This is a genomic window from Streptomyces lichenis, from assembly GCF_023218175.1.
In the GTDB taxonomy this organism is placed as follows: Bacteria; Actinomycetota; Actinomycetes; order Streptomycetales; family Streptomycetaceae; genus Streptomyces; species Streptomyces lichenis.
Genome location: NZ_JALPTH010000062.1, coordinates 1 through 872, shown reverse-complemented (window position 1 = coordinate 872; position 872 = coordinate 1). Strand labels below are relative to the sequence as shown.

The 872-nt window shown below is 69.4% G+C and carries 1 pseudogene; it reads left to right on the top strand.

The features are described from left to right. The first annotated feature begins 41 nt into the window (after positions 1–41). Positions 42–853 (top strand): annotated as a pseudogene (locus M1O15_RS31265) (IS5 family transposase). Positions 854–872 lie beyond the last annotated feature (19 nt).

The following is an 872-nucleotide window of genomic DNA, read 5'->3' as shown; positions in this document are numbered from 1 at the left end:
CTAGGGGGTGTCTTTCCGATCATCGGATCGTTGGTCCGGTGGTGAGGGATGGGGAGATTTCTGACGCGGCCTGGGCGGTGATCGAGCCGTTGCTGCCGCCCGTGGGCAAGGCCCGGGGGCGGTGGCGGGATCACCGCCAGGTCCTTGAGGGCATCGTGTTCAAGTTCCGCACCGGGCTGCCCTGGAGGGACCTGCCCGAACGGTTCGGTCCCTGGCAGACCGTCCACGGACGCTTCGCCCGATGGGCCGCCGACGGCACCTTCGACCGGCTTCTGACCGCCGCGCAGACACGGGCGCAGGTGGACTGGCTGGTCGCGATCGACTCCACGATCGTGCGAGCCCACCAGCACGCGGCCGCCAAAGGGGGCTCGAAGAACGAGGCCTCGGACGCTCCCGCGGCGGGCTGACCACCAAAATCCACCTCGCCTGCGACGGACAGGGCCGGCCTCTGGCGTTCCTGGTCACCGCGGGCAACCGCAACGACTGCACCCAGGCCGAGACCGTCATCAGCCTGATCCGCGTCCCCGGGCCGGGTCCGGGAAGACCCCGGACCCGGCCCGACCACGTCGTCGCGGACAAGGGCTACTCAGCCCGCACCTTCCGGGCCTACCTCCGCCGACGCGGGATCAAGACCACCATCCCCGAACGCGTCGACCAACTCGCCGGCCGCAGACGCCGCCGCGAACGGCCCTGCGAGTTCGACAAGACCGTCTACCGGCGCCGCAACGTCGTCGAACGCTGCTTCCACCGCCTCAAACAATGGCGCGGCATCGCCACCCGCTACGACAAACGCTCCGACCGCTACCTCGCCGCCATCACCCTCGCCAGCACCCTCATCTGGCTCGACCAATGATCGACAAGACACCCCCTAG